This is a genomic window from Pseudomonas sp. LBUM1659 (genome assembly GCF_059716045.1).
In genome coordinates this window covers 5,854,616-5,873,111 of sequence record NZ_CP166797.1, presented here as the reverse complement: position 1 = coordinate 5,873,111, position 18,496 = coordinate 5,854,616, and the positions used below count along the sequence as shown (strand labels likewise).

Sequence of the window (18,496 nt, the reverse complement as noted above, 5' to 3'; positions counted from 1 at the left end):
TGCATGCGTATCGTAGTGTGGCTCTTGCTGCTGCCTGCTTCTAAAAAGACAAACACATACGAAAAAGCTCTGGAGCCCAAGTCTCCAGCTTTATTTTGGGGTGAGCTCATGTGTCATCGTATTGCTAAGTATGTCATCGTTATTACGGCTTCCCTCTTGTCTATATCCTGTACTGCAGATGGTTATTTCGAGGTTTTCCCGGAGGTAACGACTTACATCTCTCGTCCCCCGCCAGTGGTAGTTCATCGAGCACCCTCTACTTATCATCAATTTCCACTATCAAATCATCGTTATAATCATCCGCCTGTTTTTATTTATGAATCACCTCCCGTCATTTACGAGGCGCCTACCATTATTTATGAAGCATATAACTATCCACCACCTTCAGGTGTTTTTATACATCTACCTTGAACGCATGCAGGCATAGAGATATATCCATCTCTTCGGACACCGACGCTATAGATATTGAGGTGCGTTAACGTAAAACTGTCTCGATCACTTCTCGAATGGAGCAGTGTCGAAGCGCGATCCAATGAAATGTCTTTTAGTGACCGCTTTGAAACGGCGTTTTCCCGGTTCTGCATTTTTTGCCTTGGAGCAGGGTGCCGCAAACTACAACGCCGCAGCGTTGCTATGGACGGATGCTGAATCGCCATGTCCCGAGTCGCCGTTCCGGATTAATCGCGCAAGACCAGTCGTTAAGCTGGCCTTTTTTCCGTTGGGTGCTTAGCAGTGCTGAGAAATTCATCAAAAACAAAAAAGGCCAATCGCGATGATTGGCCTTTTTTGTAGACATTTTTTGGTGGGCCCACACGGACTTGAACCGTGGACCAAAGGATTATGAGTCCTCTGCTCTAACCAACTGAGCTATAGGCCCTCAGTAGGCCGCGGATTATAGCGACGGTTTCTCTGCTGTGCTATCCGAAAAATCCGATAAGGCTATACGAAGAAACGTCGCGGCGAATTCTTCGGCGGGAAGAGGCGGGCTCACGATGTAGCCCTGGATCTGTTCGCAGCCTTCGGCGGCTAAGAACTCCTGTTGAGCCAGGGTCTCAACGCCCTCGGCAATGACGGTAAATTGCATGCTGCGGCCCAACGCGATGATCGCTCGAACAATGGCCGCATCATGCGGATCGTCAGGCAGGCCGCGGACGAACGACTGATCGATCTTGAGAATATCCAGTGGCAGTCGTTTGAGGTAGCTCAAGGACGAGTAGCCGGTACCGAAGTCATCGATGGCTAATTGCACACCCAACTGTTTGAGTTGATGCAGCACCGCCAGCGCTTCTTCGGCCTGGCTCATGATGAAGTTTTCGGTAATCTCCAGTTGCAAAAAGTTGGGTTGGAGGCGGCTGTCCTTGAGCAGTTGCTCGATCCGTCCCAGCAGGTTTGGTTGGCGCAGTTGGGCGCCTGCGAGGTTGACCGAGAGCGGGCCGAGGCACTCATATACCTGATTCCACTCATACATCTGGTGGCAGGCGGTCTCAAGTACCCAGTCACCGATTTGCAGAATCATGCCGTTTTCTTCGGCCAAGGGAATGAAGTGTTCCGGCGGCACGGTGCCGAAGGTCGGGTGATGCCAACGAATCAGTGCTTCAGCACCGACCAGTCGATGGTCATCAAGGCTGATTTTCGGTTGGTAGTGCAGCGTCAGCTCGTTGCGCTCGATGGCGCGCCGCAATTCATATTCCAGCGCCACGCGTTCGCTGGCCTGGGCGGTGAGGTCACGGGTGTAGCGTTCAATCCGGTTGCGCCCCTTGGCTTTGGAGCGGTACATCGCTGCGTCGGCGTTTTTGACCAGTGTGGCGACGTCGCAGCCATCCTTGGGGTACAGGCTGGTGCCGATACTGGCGCTGATAAAAAACTCGTGATCACCCGCCTGGAACGGCGCGGCGAAACAATTGAGCAGCTTGGTCGCGATGTTGTCGGCATCGCTATTCTGTTGCAGGCCCGGTAGCAGGATGATGAATTCGTCACCGCCCAGGCGCGCAACGGTGTCGATATCGCGCAACTGCTCTTTGAGGCGCACGGCGATGCCTTTGAGCAGCAGGTCGCCGACCGGATGGCCGAGGCTGTCGTTGATGTGTTTGAAGCGGTCGAGGTCGAGGAACAGCACGGCACCCTGGCCCCCATTTTCCTGTTGGGTGTTGAGGGCGGTCAGCAGTCGGCTCTCGAACAGTGTGCGGTTTGGCAGACCGGTCAGCGGGTCGTGGTGCGCCTGGTAGTCAAGTTTGGCCTGGGCGTGTTTGAGGCTGGAAATGTCCGCGAATACTGCCACGAAGTGGGTGATGAACTTGTCCCTGTTACGTACTGCGCTGATGGTCAGCCAGCTGGGGTAGAGCTCGCCATTCTTGCGGCGGTTGGAGATCTCGCCTTGCCAATGTCCTTCGGCCGTCAGTTGGTGCCACATTGCCGCGTAAAACGCGCTGTCGTGAAGGCCCGAAGCGAGCAGGCGTGGGGTATGGCCCAATGCTTCGCTCTCGCTGTAGCCGGTAATTTCGGTAAACGCGCGGTTGACCGCACTGATGTGCTGATGGGTGTCGGTGATCAGAACGCCCTCGGCCGTGCTTTCGAACACGGTGGCGGCCTGTTGTAGCCTCTCCTGCATCAGGTGTCGCTCGGTGATGTCCCGGGCAATGGTCAACATGCAGTCTTCATCGCCGATCGGCAATGGGCGGCTCGACACCTCGCACAGTCGGATCTGTCCGTCGCTGCGGCGGATGTGGCAACTGAAATCGCGGACGAAGCCATCCCTGTGCAGCAGGTCGAGCATCTGTTTGCGTTCGTTGAGGTTGACCCATATACCGAGGTCCAGGGACGATCGATCAACGGACATAGTGCTGTTGAAGCCAGTAATGCGGCTGAAACCTTCATTGACCTCCAGCAGCAACCCGTCGCTCTGCCGCGACAACAACAAACCGTCCGGGGAGGCGTGGAACGCCTTGGCGAATTTCTCTTCAGAGGTTTGCAGTTGTTGCTGGGTTTCTTTTAGCTTGCTGATATCACGCACCACCACCACGAGGGCAGGGGTCGTGTCGAGATCGAAAGGCTCGGCGGAAATCAGGCCGGTAAACACCTGGCCGTTGCTGCGGCGAAAGGGCATCTCCAGGTTGCGGATGCTGCCGGACTGCAGTCTTTGCAACAGCCCCGGCCCAACGCCGGGGATGCCCCAGATATTCAGGTCAGTGGCGGTCTGGCCGATGACTTCTTCGGGCTTGAGGCCGATTTGCTCTTCGAACGCTTTGTTCACTTCCAGCAGGCAACCGTCGGATAGGCGCGCGATCACCAGAATGTCCGGGTTTTGCTGGAAGACCGAGGCGAATTTTTGCTCGGAAAGGCGCAATGCTTCTTCAGTACGCTTGGCCTCACTGATGTCGATCATCAACCCGCGCAACACCGGCTCATGACCATGTTCGATCAGGCTGACGATGTCTCGCACCCACAGGCAGCGGCCATCGGCGGTTATGACGCGGTAATCGATGCTGTGATCGCGCCCGGCCAGTACTTCGTGATCGCAGTAGGTTTGGGCGCGAGTCAGGTCCGCAGGGTGGATGATGTTGCGCCAGAACCCCGGAATCAGCCAATGAGACAGGGGATACCCCAGCAAGTCTTCGGCGTGCGGCGACACGTAGCTGTAGGTGTAATCGCTCATCCGTGCTTCCCAGGCGATGGCCGACAGACTCTCGACCAGCCCGCGATAATGGTACTCGCTGCTGCGCAGTTCCTGTTCGAGGTCGACCCGACGCGCAATTTCAGAACTCAATCGACGGTTGATCCGGATCACCACGGCCAGCATGCCCATCAGAAACAGCAACCCTGGCAGGCCGTAAATCAGCACATCCGGCCAGAAGCTTCGCTGATCCAGGACATTGCCCACCCAGCGTTGCTGAATGGCGTTGATTTCACTCGGACTCATGTCCGCCAGTGCTTTGTCCAGAATGCTGACCAGCACCTTGTTGTCGGGAGACGCGGCCATTGCCAGTTGATAGCGATAGGGGGTTTCGCCACTGACATAGAGCCCTGCGAGCTTTAGCTGGCGAAGGCTCCAGACGCTGGAAGCGAGATCGCCCACGACGGCGTCCACTTCGTCCGTGGCCAGCGCTTGCAAGGCTGAACTCACATTGGGCATCGGCACCAGACTCAGATCCGGGTGGTGGGCACGCAACAGCTCATGGGGCGCATAGTTTTTCACCACGGCGATTTTCAGCCCGTACAGGTCTTCGATTTTGTGCGGTTGGGCGCCTCCAACGTGGGCCAGGATGACAATCGGAAAGTCGAGATAGGGGCGAGTAAACGACAGGAACGACTGGCGCTCCGGGGTCGACATGATGCCCGGGATAACGTCCAGTTTGCTTTGCTTGGCCTGTTCCAGCAGAGCGGTCCAGCTGCCCGGCTCGATGGGTGTTAGCTCGATGGCCAGCCGGTGACGGATCACATTGATGTAGTCCACCACCAGGCCCTGATAACGGCCTTGTTCGTCGCGGAACTCAAATGGCGGCCAAGACGCGTCCACACTCAGGTGTAAATCCGGGTGTGCGGCCAGCCACCTACGTTCGTCATCGGTCAGAGTCAGCGCGCCAGCCGTTGCGGTCCAGGTCATCAGAGACAGCAAAAAAAGCACGGACGGCAGTCTGGGCATAACGGTCTCGTTATGGCTCGGGGGAATGTTTCGAGTGTAGACGGGCAAAACGGCAGGGGGGGACGTGCGGGGGATTTAATCTGCATAAAGCAAAACCCCCGGCCTGGGCCGGGGGGTTTATTGTTACTCGTCGAGGAAGGAGCGCAAATGCTCGCTTCTCGTCGGGTGGCGCAGCTTGCGCAGTGCCTTGGCTTCGATCTGACGAATCCGTTCACGGGTCACGTCGAACTGCTTACCAACCTCCTCAAGGGTGTGGTCGGTATTCATGTCGATACCGAAGCGCATGCGCAGAACCTTGGCTTCACGGGCAGTGAGGCCGGACAGTACTTCGCGAGTCGCTTCTTTAAGGCTCTCAACAGTGGCGACATCGATTGGCGACTGCATGGTCGAGTCTTCGATGAAGTCACCCAGATGGGAGTCTTCGTCATCACCGATCGGGGTTTCCATGGAGATCGGCTCTTTAGCGATCTTCAATACCTTGCGGATCTTGTCCTCAGGCATTTCCATGCGTTCGCCCAGCTCTTCCGGGGTCGGTTCGCGACCCATTTCCTGCAACATCTGCCGGGAAATACGGTTGAGCTTGTTGATCGTCTCGATCATGTGCACCGGAATACGGATGGTGCGGGCCTGGTCGGCGATCGAGCGAGTGATCGCCTGACGGATCCACCAGGTGGCATAAGTCGAGAATTTGTAGCCGCGGCGGTATTCGAACTTGTCTACCGCTTTCATCAAACCGATATTGCCTTCCTGGATCAGATCGAGGAATTGCAGGCCACGGTTGGTGTACTTCTTGGCGATGGAGATCACCAGACGCAAGTTCGCTTCGACCATCTCTTTCTTCGCGCGGCGGGCCTTGGCCTCACCGATCGACATGCGACGGTTGATGTCCTTGATCTCGGCGATCGTCAAACCGGTTTCGGTTTGCAGCGCGGTCAGCTTCTGCTGGCAACGAATGATGTCCGGTTGCAGACGACCGATGGCTTCAGCGTATTTGCTTTTGCCTTTGGCCAGAGCATCGGTCCAGCTTTCGTCAACTTCGTTGCCCGGGAACTGGCGCAGGAAGTCGGCACGCGGCATGCGGGCATCACGAACGCAAAGTTGCATGATCGCGCGCTCTTGTTGACGCAGGCGATCCAGGGCACTGCGAACACGCTCGACCAGGCCTTCGAATTGCTTCGGAACCAGTTTGATCGGCATGAACAGCTCAGCCAGGGCCAACAGCTCGGCGATTGCCAGCTTATTGCCACGACCGTGCTTTTTCAGCGCCTTGCGGGTGATTTCCATCTGATCGGAGACAGCGCCAAAACGCTGGGCTGCGATGATCGGATCCGGGCCGCTTTCGGCTTCTTCTTCGTCATCCGTTGCTTCGGCGTCATCGTCGTCGGTGTCGTCGGCAGCTGGCGCGGCTTTCGGATCGATCGGCGGTGGCACTTCTGCAGCAGGCGGCGCAATGCCGTCGTCCGGGTCGATATAACCGCTCAGGACGTCGGACAGGCGGCCACCTTCGGTGGTGACGCGAGTGTACTCGGAGAGAATATGATCAACCGTGCCAGGGAAGTGCGCAATTGCGCCCATCACTTCGCGGATGCCCTCTTCAATACGTTTGGCGATTTCGATTTCGCCTTCACGTGTGAGGAGCTCTACCGTACCCATTTCGCGCATGTACATGCGCACTGGGTCGGTGGTGCGACCAATGTCGGTCTCGACCGCTGCCAACGCTGCTGCTGCCTCTTCGGCCGCGGCTTCGTCGGTATCGGCGTCGGCCAGCATAAGGGAATCCTTATCTGGCGCAACCTCGAATACGTTGATCCCCATGTCATTGATCATGCGGATGATGTCTTCCACCTGTTCCGGATCTGAAATATCCTCCGGCAGGTGGTCGTTGACCTCCGCGTAAGTCAGGTAACCCTGCTCACGACCAAGTGTGATCAACTCTTTGATACGAGACTGCTGTTGCGCTTTTCCGGACATAACACCCTATCCACTGAAGGTCTTGGCGGGCAAAAAACAAGCCGAGGATTATACCTGAGCTATGACCTCACGCGCCAGTTGAGGTCGGGTTTGATACAGCCATATTGCGTTTTAATAGGTCGCGCATCTGATTTGCGATCTGATTTGCTTCCTCTGCGGTCAAGCCTGGCTGCCTGGCTTTCCTGATAAGTGCTTCCAGGCTATCGGTGTGTTGAGCTGCCGATAACCTAGTAATGGTGTCTAAAAACTGTTGTTCAAGGTTGTCGCCTGCAATCAACCATTCCTTTTCTGCCAATGCCTTGAGCAAGCGTCCCTGTTCGGTTCCGTGCCAGCGCGCCATTAGCTGAATTGAGTTTAGCTTAGGATTTTTTTGCACGGCCTCGATCAGGGCGACAAGCAGTTGTGCGTAGGTATTGCTCTCGTTGGCAAAGTGGTTGGCGGTTTCTACCCGGCCAGCCAGATCCGGATGATGAATGAGGGTGCGCAGTGCGATCAGCGTGGGTGCTTCTACGGCAATCGGTGTGCGCGGGGCGCTCGGTTGATCACGATCGCCGCCGCGCTTGCCATTCTTGTCCCACGGCTTCTTGTCCCACTTTTTGCCGCCAGCGCCGGGTTTCTTCGGCGTCCATTCCTGCTGCGGCACATACATCTCTTGTGACTGCGGCTGATGGTAGTCGCTGTAGTCGGGCATGGCGTCGTAATCGATGCCTGGATCGTAAGCCGGTGGCGCGTCCTGAGGGGCGCTTTGCACCAGTTGGCTGACTGCTTCGCCGCTAAGGCCGGTGATTTCGGTCAGGCGCTGGCGCATCAGGATGCGCAGGTTCGCGCCCGGAACTTTGTCGATCAGCGGCGCAGCGAGGGTGGCCATGTGGGCCTTGCCTTCGAGCGAGCGCGGGTCCGACTCTTCGGTCAACTGCTGGAAGAAATAATCCGCCAATGGCTGGGCGTGCTGGTTGATCCGCGCCCGGAAAGCATCTGTGCCTTCGGAGCGGACCAGCGTATCCGGGTCTTCGCCTTCCGGCAGGAACAAAAAGCGTGCGCGCCGGCCGTCTTGCAGGCAGGGCAGCGTCGCTTCCAATGCTCGCCAGGCGGCATTGCGGCCTGCCTGGTCGCCGTCGAAACAGAACAGCACGTTGGGCACGACACGAAACAGTCGCTTCAAGTGCTCTTCGCTGGTGGCGGTGCCCAAGGTCGCCACGGCATTGCGCAGGCCTTGCTGGGCGAGGGCAATGACGTCCATATAGCCTTCGACGACGATGATTTCGTCGAGGTTGCGGTTGTTTTTGCGTGCTTCATAAAGGCCATAGAGTTCCTGGCCTTTATGGAATACCGGGGTTTCCGGTGAGTTCAGGTATTTCGGCTTGTCGTCGCCCAGTACCCGGCCGCCGAAGGCGATGATGCGCCCGCGGCTATCGCGAATCGGGAACATCACGCGATCGCGGAAGCGGTCATAGCGTTTGCCGGTTTCGGCGTTCTCGATCAGCAGGCCGGCATCGACCATGGCTTTTTGTTGCAGGGTGTCACTGCTCAAATGTTTGAACAGATTGTCCCAGCCCGGCGGAGCAAAGCCGAGGCCGAAGTCGCGGGCAATCTCGCCGGTCAGTCCGCGACCTTTCAAGTAATCCACAGCTGCTTTGCGTGATGGATGGCTTTTCAGTGCCTGACGGTAAAAGTCGGCGGCGGCGGTGAGCAGTGGGTACAGCGGCGAATCGGTCGGTTGCCGCGGTTTGTGCGGTCGGCCGCTTTCTTCGCGGGGGATTTCCATGCCGGCGGCTTTGGCCAGTTCTTCGACGGCCTGGACGAAGTCCAGGTTGTCGTGGTCCATCATGAAGCCGAGGGCGTTACCGCCAGCGCCGCAACCGAAGCAGTAATAGAACTGTTTGTCGGGGCTGACGCTGAAAGACGGGGTTTTTTCTTTGTGGAACGGGCAGCAAGCGGTGTAGTTCTTGCCGGCCTTTTTCATTTGCAGGCGCGAGCTGACCACATCGACGATGTCGGTGCGGTTCAGAAGGTCGTCAATGAAGCTCTGGGGAATTAGCCCGGCCATGGCGTTCTCGTCATCTGCGCTGAAATGGACCCAAAACGAAGGGCGGCCGAACGCTGGTCGTTGTTTGAGGCGCGCAAAATGTGCGGCTCGACCGGTGTCGTCTGCGTAATCGCTATCGGGAAGTGTATCTGCCGAAAATCCACTGACGTTAATACCAATCAGTAATCGACTGTCTGAAAGTGTTGCGCTGAATCCGCTGCGGCCAGTCGATGGCCTCGGATAGCTCAATAAGCGGGCACACAAGCAGGTGCCTTGGGCTGATCGTCGTGAGAGGAATCAGTGGGTGTGCTCGTCAGTAGCCTTGGAAGGCTCGTCAGAAAAGACGTGCACCGCTGGCAAAAGAGCCAGGTCTGACGCTGTAAAGCAGATTTGTCTCGGTCGCGTCTGCGGCGTCGACAGTGAAGCATCAAGCGTTTTACGCAAATGCCATTAGCCCGGCTGAGGGCCGGGCTTGGCAGAAGCTTGCTACGATCGTCTGTGTATTAGTACAGACGAACGGCGCGGCGCTGTTCGCGCTGAACTTTCTTCGCGTGACGCTTAACAGCGGCTGCTGCTTTGCGCTTACGCTCAGAAGTTGGCTTCTCGTAAAATTCGCGGCTACGAACTTCAGCCAGTACACCGGCTTTTTCGCAGGAGCGCTTGAAACGACGCAGAGCTACGTCGAAGGGTTCGTTCTCTTTTACTTTGACGGCTGGCATCCAGAGCTACCTTCATTCATTACCGGGGTCAACATCCTCGCGGCAAAAGAGCACTTGAAGACGTCGGTTTTTAAGGGTTGCGGATGTTAACTCCTCATCGCTCGGAATGCAAAGCCTCTGATCGAAAACCGCTGGTCGGGGCATCACGCGGCGACTATTATGCGCGCCTTCGAATTCAGCCTAAACAAGGCGCAAACCCATGCTAGTACTGGGATTAGAAACCTCCTGCGACGAAACCGGTGTCGCATTATATGACAGTGAACGCGGGCTGTTGGCCGACGCACTGTTCAGTCAGATCGACCTGCACCGTGCCTATGGTGGCGTGGTGCCGGAGCTGGCCTCGCGCGACCACGTCAAACGGATGCTGCCCTTGATTCGTCAGGTGTTGGCCGAAGCTGACTGTGTCCCGACAGAGATCGACGCGATCGCCTATACCGCGGGTCCTGGCCTGGTCGGTGCGTTGCTGGTGGGGGCTTCATGCGCCCAGGCGCTGGCCTTTGCCTGGGGTATTCCGGCCTTGGGCGTGCACCATATGGAAGGCCATTTGTTGGCACCGATGCTGGAGGCGCAACCGCCAGAATTTCCGTTCGTCGCTTTGTTGGTGTCCGGTGGTCATACGCAGCTGGTTCAGGTCGACGGGATCGGTCAGTACACGCTGTTGGGCGAGACTCTGGACGATGCCGCCGGTGAGGCTTTTGACAAAACCGCGAAAATGATGGGGCTCAATTATCCGGGCGGTCCGGAAATTGCGCGCCTGGCGGAGCAAGGTGTTGCGGGACGATTCACTTTCCCTCGACCGATGTGCGACCGCCCGGGTCTGGCATTCAGCTTCAGTGGCTTGAAAACCTTCGCCTTGAACACCTGGCAGCAGAGCGTCAGCGCCGGGGACGACAGCGAGCAAGCCCGTTGCGACATCTCTCTGGCGTTCCAGCAGGCCGTGGTGGAGACTTTGACCATCAAGTGCAAGCGAGCCCTCAAGCAAGCGGGCATGAAGCGTCTGGTGATCGCTGGGGGCGTCAGCGCCAACAAGGCGCTGCGCACCTCGCTGGAGAAAATGCTCGGCGACTTGAAGGGCGATGTGTTTTACGCCCGTCCTGAGTTCTGCACCGACAATGGCGCGATGATTGCGTTTGCCGGATGCCAGCGCTTGCAGGCCGGTCAGCATGAAAGCCTGGCGATCAGCGTGCAAGCGCGTTGGCCGATGGAGCAATTGTCGGCGCTGTAATGAGCGGCGCTCACGTGTGGTATCTAAAAATGCCGTTCGCGCCCGGCAAACAGGTCGCGTAGATTGCCGCGATGACGCCAGACAATCAGCCCGGTGAGCACGCTCATGGGCAGCAAAGCCGCCGGTTCCTGCCAGGCAAGCAGTGGCAGGGTCAGCGGTGTGGCGATCAGTGCGGCAAGCGAGCTGGTGCGGGTCAGGTAGAACGTCAGCAGCCAGGCACAGACCGCCAGCAGTGCAGCGGGCGGGTAAAGCCCCAGCAGCATACCGGCAGCGGTGGCGACACCTTTGCCACCGCGAAAACGGAAGTACACTGGAAACAGATGACCGATGACGGCGCAGATGCCGATCCAGGCCTGTTCTTGCAGCGAAAGGCCCGCAAGGCCGGCGATCAGCACTGGCAGCAGGCCTTTGCAGAGGTCGCCGAGCAAAGTCAGGATGGCGAGTTTCTTGCCGGCCAGGCGCAACATGTTGGTGGCGCCGGCATTGCCCGAACCACTCATTCGCGGATCGGGATTACCCGTCAGGCGGCTGAGCAAAATGGCGAAGGACAGAGAGCCAAGCAGGTAGGCGAGGATCGCCAATAACCAAAACATGCTAACTATTCCGGGCGAGGACGCCCTGATTCTAACGGCGCATTGCGCCCTTGTCGTGCAGTGGAGAAGAGTGCGTGGACAGAGTGTTTATCGAGGGCCTGGAAGTCGACACCGTGATTGGTGCCTATGACTGGGAGCGAGGCATACGGCAATGTCTGCGTCTTGATCTGAGCTTCGCCTGGGATAATCGCCCGGCGGCAGCCGGTGATGACCTGACCCTGGCGCTCGATTACGCCAGTGTTTCATCGCGAATCCAGGCGTTTGCCGAGCAGGCGCAGTATCAACTGGTCGAGACCTTTGCCGAGCATCTGGTTGAGGTGCTGATGAGCGAATTCAAGATCACCTGGGTGCGTCTCAAGCTGACCAAGCCTGGCGCCATTCCGGCTGCCAGGGGCGGTGTGGGCGTGGAGATCGAGCGCGGATGTCGCTGACTCAGGTGTACCTCGGACTCGGTAGCAATATCGAGCGTGAAACCCATTTGCAGGCGGGTCTGGAGGCTTTGGCGGCGTTTTTGGTGGATATCCGCTGTTCGGCCGTGTTTGAAAGCCAACCAGTGGGCATCAAGAGCGGGTCGTTCTTCAATTTCGTGGTGGCGGCGTACACCGATCTGCCGCTGATGGAGCTGGACCGTCGATTGAAATTCATCGAGGCGGACAATGGTCGTTATGCGCCAGACCGTAAGGGTCTACCGCTGGATATCGACGTGCTGTTGTTTGGTGAGCTGGTGGGCAATTTCGATGGATTGATCCTGCCGCGGGCAGAGATCTTGAAGAATGCTTTTGTATTGTGGCCGTTATCGCTGATAGCGCCGGATCGTGTGCACCCGGGCGTAGGAAAGAGCTTTGCAGCCTTGTGGAGTGAAGCGCAGATTGATCAGGTGTTGGCGCCGGTGGCTTTTGAGTGGCGCGGTGAGCAGCTGACCCCTTCGAGTTTGTTGTGACTTGCCCGCGATGCTTTTCAGACAGACGCCGCTTCTTTGTAGGCTTTCAGCGCATTAAGCCGTTCACGCTTGATCGCCTCACCCAGCTCCGGTCCCTTGAATCCCTTCTCCAGCAACGGCTGAACCGCCACGCTCCGCGCTGCTGTGGCCGCGCCGCGCAAGTATTCCGCCTGTGGATAACTTCTCTGCTCCAGCCCTTTGCGACCGCGGGCATCCATCTCGCACGCGGCAATAAACTCCTCAAAGCGCTGCGGACGGCGGTATATGTCAAAGCTTTGCAGCAACTCCAGCAAAGTCGATGGCTTCAGCTCCAGCGCACGATGGCCGTGGGTGTGATATTCGCCCACCAATAGAGCCAGTTCCTGACAATCCTTCGGTGCCTTGAAGCGTTCGTTGACCGCTTTGATCAGCTTCAAGCCCGTGTGCTCGTGAGCAATATGGCGTGGCCACTCTTCTTCTGGTGTCAGCCCTTTGCCCAGGTCATGCAGCAAGCACGCCCAGCGCACGGTCAGCGGTTGTTTGTGCAGTGCCGCTTGCTCCAGCACGCTCAGGGTGTGCAGCCCGGTGTCGATTTCCGGGTGATGAGCTTGTGGCTGTGGGACGCCGAACAACGCGTCGACTTCAGGCATCAGCACCTTGAGTGCGCCGCACTCGCGCAGCACTTCAATGAACACTTGCGGCTGATTTTCCAGCAAAGCGCGGGAGATTTCTTTCCAGCTGCGTTCTGCGGTCAAGGCTTCCAGTTCGCCGGATTCGCTGAGCTGGCGCATCAACGCCATAGTCTCTGGCGCGACGGTAAAACCCAGCGCCGCATAACGCGCAGCAAAGCGGGCAACGCGCAGGACACGGAGTGGATCTTCGGCGAACGCGGGGGAAACGTGGCGGAGCAAGCGAGCTTCGAGATCGCGCTGGCCATGGTAAGGGTCGGTCAAATTCTGCTGATCGTCTTCGGCCATGGCATTGATTGTAAGGTCGCGGCGAATCAGGTCTTCTTCGAGGGTGACCTCGGGACTGGCGTAAAAGGTAAAGCCGCCATAGCCGCGTCCGCTTTTGCGTTCGGTGCGAGCAAGCGCGTACTCCTCACCACTTTTTGGATGAAGAAATACCGGGAAGTCCGCGCCCACCGGGCGAAAACCCTTGGCGAGCATTTCTTCGGTCGTGGCGCCCACCACCACCCAGTCAATATCGGTGACAGGTTTGCCCAGCAGGCGATCACGTACTGCACCGCCGACTTTATAAATCTGCATAAAAAACCTCCGTTAGCTCGACAGAATAACCGTTGCGTCGAACTTTCGGAGGTTCTGGCTCGCTCAAAGATGAATGACGGCCAAGTCCAGCCGCCCGTAATCTCCTTCGCTGTGCTCATTTCTGGGGGGTACATGATGGGTTTTCATCACCTGATCCCCTTGCAGGGTTTCCAGGTGAATATCGAAGCCCCACAGACGGTGCAAGTGCTTGAGTACTTCCTCGGTGGACTCGCCCAGCGGCTTGCGATCATGTTGCTGGTGCCGCAGGGTCAGGGAGCGGTCGCCACGCCGGTCAATGCTGTAAATCTGCACGTTAGGCTCGCGATTGCCCAGGTTGTATTGCGCCGCGAGGGTTTCACGGATGATGCGATAGCCATCTTCATCGTGGATCGCTGGCACCAGCAGGTCGTCCTTTTGGTCGTCATCGAGAATGCTGAACAACTTCAGGTCGCGGATCACTTTCGGTGACAGGTACTGCAGGATGAAGCTCTCATCTTTGAAGCTACTCATGGCGAACTTGATGGCCGACAGCCAGTCGGTGCCGGCGATTTCCGGGAACCAGTGGCGATCTTCATCGGTGGGTTCTTCGCACATGCGCCGAATGTCCCGGTACATGGCAAACCCAAGGGTATAAGGGTTGATTCCGCTGTAGTAAGGACTGTCAAAGCCCGGCTGAAAGACGACGCTGGTGTGGGACGTCAGGAACTCCATCATGAAGCCATCGGTGACCAGGCCTTCGTCGTACAGATCGTTCATCAGCGTGTAATGCCAGAACGTGGCCCAGCCTTCGTTCATCACCTGGGTCTGGCGTTGTGGATAGAAGTATTGAGCAATCTTGCGCACGATCCGCACGATTTCCCGCTGCCAGGGCTCCAGTAGCGGCGCGTGTTTTTCGATGAAGTACAGGATATTTTCCTGAGGTTCGGCGGGGAAGCGCGCATTGTCCTTGTCGCTGTATTTGTCTGCACCTTTTGGAATGGTGCGCCACAGATCGTTGATCTGTTTCTGCAAATGCTCTTCCCGGTCCTTTTGCCGACGCCGTTCTTCTTCAGCCGAAATCGGGTAGGGACGTTTGTAGCGGTCTACGCCGTAGTTCATCAGCGCGTGGCAGGAATCGAGCAGGTCTTCTACCGCATCTATGCCGTGGCGTTCCTCACACTGCATGATGTACTGCTTGGCGAACACCAGGTAATCAATGATTGAACTGGCGTCGGTCCAGGTGCGGAACAGGTAATTGCCTTTGAAAAAACTGTTGTGTCCATAGCAGGCATGCGCCACAACCAGCGCCTGCATGCAGATGGTGTTCTCTTCCATCAGATAAGCGATGCACGGGTCCGAGTTGATCACAATCTCGTAGGCCAGCCCCATCTGCCCACGGCTGTAGGATTTTTCAGTGCTGAGGAAGTGTTTGCCATAGGACCAATGGTGATAACCCAGCGGCATGCCGACGGAGGCATAGGCGTCCATCATCTGCTCGGCGGTGATTACTTCGATCTGGTTGGGGTACGTATCGAGTGCGTAACGAGCCGCCAGACGACTGATTTCTTTGTCATAGGCCTGGATCAGCTCGAACGTCCATTCGGAGCCGGTGGAAATGGGTTGGCGCTTCTGCTCTTTGGCGGTCATGTCACTAACCTGCGCTGGAAGAGTTCACGGAAGACCGGGTAAATATCCCCGGCCGAGACCAGTTGCTGCTGGGCAAAAGTGTCAGAGAAGGCTTCGGCGATGCGTTCGTATTCGAACCAAAGGGCCTGATGTTCGCGCGGTGTGATCTCAACGTAAGTGTAGTACTGCACGAACGGCATGATCTGGTTGATCAGAATGTCGCGGCAGATCGGCGAGTCGTCGTTCCAGTTATCGCCGTCTGAAGCCTGGGCGGCGTAAATGTTCCACTCGTTGCTCGGATAGCGCTCGGCCATGATTTCCTGCATCAGTTTCAAGGCGCTGGACACAATGGTGCCGCCGGTTTCGCGCGAGTAGAAGAACTCTTCTTCATCCACTTCCCGCGCGCTGGTGTGGTGGCGGATAAACACGACGTCGATCTTGTCGTAGTTACGCTTGAGAAACAGGTAAAGCAGGATGAAGAAACGCTTGGCGATGTCCTTGGTCGCCTGCGTCATGGAGCCGGATACGTCCATCAGGCAGAACATCACCGCCTTGGAACTGGGGTTCGGCTGCTTGATCAGCAGGTTGTACTTGAGGTCGAAGGTGTCGAGGAACGGGATGCGATGAATGCGCGCACTGAGCTTTTCGATTTCTGCTTCGATTTTCTGAATATCGCCGAAGTTATCCGGTTCTTCCTGTTTGAGTCGCAGAAGTTCTTCTTTGGCCTCACGCAGTTTTGTCCGACTGCTGCCGGACAGGGCAATGCGCCGTGCATGGGCTGAGCGCAAGGTGCGGATGATGTTGATGCGCGACGGGTTGCCTTCGTTGCTGATGCCTGCGCGCACCGTTTTGAACGTGTCGGTGCCGGTCAGGTTGCGTTTGACCAGGTTCGGCAACTCGAGGTCTTCGAACATGAACTCGAGAAATTCCTCCTGGGTGATCTGGAAGACGAACTCATCCATCCCCTCACCCGAGTTGCCCGCCTTGCCGGGGCCTCTGCCGCCGCCACCTCCGGGCGGACGGGCAATGTGCTCGCCGCTGGTGAATTCCTTGTTGCCCGGGTGCACGACGGTTTGCTTGCCGCCACGGCCATGGTGGAGCACTGGCTCGTCGATGTCGCGGCCGGGAATGCTGATCTGCTCGCCGTGCTCCATATCGGTAATGGAGCGCCGGCTGACCGCCTCTTCGACAGCCTTTTTGATGTGGTCACGGTAACGCCGCAGAAACCGCTGACGGTTCACCGTGCTCTTGTTCTTGCCATTGAGACGTCGGTCGATCACATAGCTCATGACTGCTCCTTAGAAGCTGTCCTGAAAGGGGCGAGCGGTGATGCAGCATCGAACCGAGGGCCAAGGGATATGCGACGCTCCCCCAAGCGCTGTGGATGCTGCTTGAACTCGCTACCGACTTTCGAACACCTTCCAGAGGCTTGTGTAACAGAAAATGCGTACACAGGCCTCTGGCTGACGACAACCGGTCTTGCCGGCAGCGGGTTATTGTGATTTTCTGACCCGCAGATACCACTCGGACAGCAGTCGTACCTGTTTGTCGGTGTAACCGCGCTCGACCATCCGTGTGACGAAGTCGTTGTGCTTCTGCTGGTCCTCTTTGCTGGCCTTGGCGTTGAAGCTGATGACCGGCAGGAGGTCTTCGGTGTTGGAAAACATTTTCTTCTCGATAACCACCCGCAGTTTTTCGTAGCTGAGCCAGGTCGGGTTTTTGCCGTTATTGTTAGCCCGGGCGCGCAGTACGAAGTTGACGATTTCGTTGCGGAAATCCTTCGGATTGCTGATGCCGGCCGGTTTTTCGATTTTCTCCAGTTCTTCGTTCAGGGCGACGCGGTTGAGGATTTCGCCGGTTTCCGGATCGCGGTATTCCTGGTCCTGGATCCAGAAGTCGGCGTACAGCACGTAGCGATCGAAGATGTTCTGGCCGTACTCGCTGTACGACTCGAGGTAAGCAGTCTGGATCTCCTTGCCGATGAACTCGATGTAGCGAGGTGCCAGGTATTCCTTGAGGAAGCGCAGGTAGCGTTCGCGGGTTTCGGCCTGGAACTGTTCCTGTTCGATCTGTTGTTCCAGCACGTACAGCAAGTGCACCGGGTTGGCGGCGATTTCGTGCGGATCGAAGTTGAAGACCTTCGACAGAATCTTGAACGCAAACCGGGTCGACAGACCGTTCATGCCTTCGTCGACACCGGCGTTGTCGCGATATTCCTGGATCGACTTGGCCTTCGGATCGGTGTCCTTGAGATTTTCACCGTCGTACACGCGCATCTTGGAGTAGATGTTCGAGTTTTCCGGCTCCTTGAGGCGCGAGAGCACGGTGAACTGGGCGAGCATCTTCAGCGTGTCGGGCGCGCAATGGGCCTTGGCCAGAGAGCTGTTGAACAGCAGCTTGTCGTAGATCTTCACTTCGTCGCTGACCCGCAGGCAGTACGGCACTTTGACGATGTAGATCCGGTCGATGAACGCTTCGTTGTTCTTGTTGTTGCGGAAGGTGTGCCATTCCGACTCGTTGGAGTGGGCCAGCAGGATCCCGGTAAACGGAATCGCGCCAAGGCCTTCGGTACTGTTGTAGTTGCCTTCCTGGGTGGCCGTCAGCAATGGGTGCAGCACCTTGATCGGCGCCTTGAACATTTCGACAAATTCCATCAGGCCCTGGTTGGCCCGGCACAGCGCGCCCGAGTAGCTATAAGCATCGGCGTCGTTCTGTGGATATTCTTCCAGTTTGCGGATATCGACCTTGCCCACCAGGGCCGAGATGTCCTGGTTGTTTTCGTCTCCCGGCTCGGTTTTGGCCACGGCGATCTGATTGAGGATCGACGGATAGAGTTTCACTACCCTGAACTGGCTGATGTCGCCGCCGAATTCGGCCAGGCGCTTGGTGGCCCATGGCGACATGATGGTATTGAGGTAGCGCCGCGGGATGCCGAAGTCTTCTTCGAGGATCGCGCCATCTTCGGTGGCGTTGAACAGACCCAGTGGCGACTCGAATACCGGTGAGCCCTTGATCGCGTAGAAGGGCACTTTTTCGATCAGCTGTTTCAGTTTCTCGGCCAGGGATGACTTACCGCCACCGACGGGGCCGAGCAGATAGAGGATCTGTTTCTTCTCTTCCAGGCCCTGAGCGGCATGGCGGAAATACGACACGATCTGGTCGATGCATTCTTCCATCCCGTGGAAGTCTTCAAAGGCCGGATAGCGGCGGATCACTTTGTTGGAAAAAATTCGCGACAGTCTCGAGTTGGTCGAGGTGTCGAGCAGCTCCGGTTCTCCGATGGCCAGCAATAGACGCTCGGCGGCGGAGGCGTAGGCGCTGCGGTCCTGTTTGCACAGCTCAAGATACTCTTGCAGCGAGAGTTCTTCCTGGCGTGTGGACTCGAATCGTTGTTGGAAGTGGCTAAAGATACTCATGACGTCACCTCGCTCGATACGTGGAGCCGACGCCGGATCACTCAGTCGATGCTGGCAGCAACCGAACAGGCGGTCGCTGTTTACCCCCCAGAACTCTAACGGAGCTGACCACTCC

Annotated in this window: 13 protein-coding genes and 1 tRNA gene; 4 read left to right on the top strand and 10 right to left on the bottom strand. The window is 57.3% G+C overall.

The window, feature by feature from the left end:
* Positions 1 to 3 precede the first annotated feature (3 nt).
* Positions 4 to 411: a hypothetical protein gene (locus tag ACA048_RS26865; RefSeq protein WP_497626967.1), complete on the top strand. Its 408-nt coding sequence runs from the start codon at positions 4 to 6 to the stop codon at positions 409 to 411.
* A gap of 389 nt (positions 412 to 800) precedes the next feature.
* Here ACA048_RS26865 and ACA048_RS26860 read toward each other — a convergent pair.
* From ACA048_RS26860 to rpsU, 5 genes are all read right to left on the bottom strand, one after another.
* Positions 801 to 877, bottom strand: a tRNA-Ile gene (locus ACA048_RS26860).
* Between the two features lie 15 nt (positions 878 to 892).
* On the bottom strand, positions 893 to 4,639 hold the full coding sequence (locus ACA048_RS26855) for an EAL domain-containing protein (RefSeq protein WP_497626966.1): 3,747 nt from the start codon (positions 4,637 to 4,639) through the stop codon (positions 893 to 895).
* Between the two features lie 123 nt (positions 4,640 to 4,762).
* Positions 4,763 to 6,610 (bottom strand): RNA polymerase sigma factor RpoD, encoded by a 1,848-nt coding sequence (gene rpoD, locus ACA048_RS26850; RefSeq protein ID WP_477791845.1) that lies wholly within the window; start codon positions 6,608 to 6,610, stop codon positions 4,763 to 4,765.
* A gap of 67 nt (positions 6,611 to 6,677) precedes the next feature.
* Positions 6,678 to 8,657, bottom strand: coding sequence for a DNA primase (dnaG, locus tag ACA048_RS26845; protein WP_489334450.1), 1,980 nt, complete (start codon positions 8,655 to 8,657; stop codon positions 6,678 to 6,680).
* 482 nt (positions 8,658 to 9,139) lie between these two features.
* Positions 9,140 to 9,355 (bottom strand): 30S ribosomal protein S21, encoded by a 216-nt coding sequence (gene rpsU / locus ACA048_RS26840; protein WP_002551877.1) that lies wholly within the window; start codon positions 9,353 to 9,355, stop codon positions 9,140 to 9,142.
* A 199-nt stretch (positions 9,356 to 9,554) separates the two neighbouring features.
* Here rpsU and tsaD point away from each other — a divergent pair, with 199 nt between their 5' ends.
* A complete protein-coding gene (gene tsaD / locus ACA048_RS26835; protein ID WP_497626965.1) occupies positions 9,555 to 10,580 on the top strand; it encodes a tRNA (adenosine(37)-N6)-threonylcarbamoyltransferase complex transferase subunit TsaD in 1,026 nt (341 codons plus the stop codon).
* Positions 10,581 to 10,603: 23 nt separating this feature from the next.
* On the opposite strand, the gene plsY is transcribed toward tsaD, so the two are convergent.
* A complete protein-coding gene (plsY, locus tag ACA048_RS26830; RefSeq protein ID WP_223514934.1) occupies positions 10,604 to 11,173 on the bottom strand; it encodes a glycerol-3-phosphate 1-O-acyltransferase PlsY in 570 nt (189 codons plus the stop codon).
* 74 nt (positions 11,174 to 11,247) lie between these two features.
* On the opposite strand from plsY, the gene folB reads away from it, so the two are divergent.
* Both folB and folK read left to right on the top strand, forming a co-directional pair.
* Positions 11,248 to 11,604: a dihydroneopterin aldolase gene (folB, locus tag ACA048_RS26825; protein ID WP_497626964.1), complete on the top strand. Its 357-nt coding sequence runs from the start codon at positions 11,248 to 11,250 to the stop codon at positions 11,602 to 11,604.
* Complete coding sequence (folK, locus tag ACA048_RS26820; RefSeq protein WP_497626963.1) at positions 11,595 to 12,113, top strand: 2-amino-4-hydroxy-6-hydroxymethyldihydropteridine diphosphokinase; 519 nt, start codon at positions 11,595 to 11,597, stop codon at positions 12,111 to 12,113. Before folB ends, folK begins: the two co-directional genes overlap by 10 nt.
* Before the next feature lie 17 nt (positions 12,114 to 12,130).
* Here folK and ACA048_RS26815 read toward each other — a convergent pair whose 3' ends face one another.
* The 4 genes from ACA048_RS26815 to ACA048_RS26800 form a co-directional block, all read right to left on the bottom strand.
* Complete coding sequence (locus ACA048_RS26815; protein ID WP_497626962.1) at positions 12,131 to 13,360, bottom strand: multifunctional CCA addition/repair protein; 1,230 nt, start codon at positions 13,358 to 13,360, stop codon at positions 12,131 to 12,133.
* A gap of 63 nt (positions 13,361 to 13,423) precedes the next feature.
* Positions 13,424 to 14,986: a SpoVR family protein gene (locus ACA048_RS26810; protein WP_497626961.1), complete on the bottom strand. Its 1,563-nt coding sequence runs from the start codon at positions 14,984 to 14,986 to the stop codon at positions 13,424 to 13,426.
* Positions 14,983 to 16,254 (bottom strand): YeaH/YhbH family protein, encoded by a 1,272-nt coding sequence (locus tag ACA048_RS26805; RefSeq protein WP_489334443.1) that lies wholly within the window; start codon positions 16,252 to 16,254, stop codon positions 14,983 to 14,985. Before ACA048_RS26805 ends, ACA048_RS26810 begins: the two co-directional genes overlap by 4 nt.
* Before the next feature lie 204 nt (positions 16,255 to 16,458).
* Positions 16,459 to 18,381: a PrkA family serine protein kinase gene (locus ACA048_RS26800; protein WP_010467160.1), complete on the bottom strand. Its 1,923-nt coding sequence runs from the start codon at positions 18,379 to 18,381 to the stop codon at positions 16,459 to 16,461.
* Positions 18,382 to 18,496: the final 115 nt, after the last annotated feature.